At 67.0% G+C, this 400-nt stretch carries 1 pseudogene; it reads left to right on the top strand.

Features of this window, described 5'->3' with window-relative positions:
• Positions 1-17 precede the first annotated feature (17 nt).
• Positions 18-400: pseudogene (locus tag EII35_RS15655) on the top strand (hypothetical protein); the annotation flags it as partial.

Here is a 400-nt window from a genome sequence, read left to right as displayed (position 1 = left end):
AGGTCGACGATGCCGCGGTGATGGAGGCTGTGGAAGGGTTCCTCGAGCCGGGTGGGGACGGGACTCCGTCGGTGGGTGAGTTCCTCGCCCACGAACTCGCCGGGATTCTTCAGATCTCCCCCGATGCGGCGTTGGAGAAGATCGGGACCGTCCTGGATGTGCGGTTTAGGTTCCCCGCGTTGTGGGAGGCGTTCCTCACGGGGAGTCTGCGGTGGTGGCAGGTCGCCGAGGTGGTGAACCGGCCAGCCATCTCCCAGCTGAACGCGGAGGCCGCTTCGCGGTTGGATCGGAAACTCGCGGTCGCCCTGCGGTTGTGGTCGTGGCAGCGGATCCGCCGCAACCTCGAAGCATGGATCATCGCCGCCGACCCCCAAGCGGCTCGGGAGCGGGAACAGCAGCA

It is taken from the genome of Arachnia propionica (assembly GCF_003932785.1).
Lineage (GTDB): Bacteria > Actinomycetota > Actinomycetes > Propionibacteriales > Propionibacteriaceae > Arachnia > Arachnia propionica_B.
The sequence above is the reverse complement of the archived record's forward strand: the minus strand, read 5'-3'. Positions and strand labels throughout refer to the sequence as shown.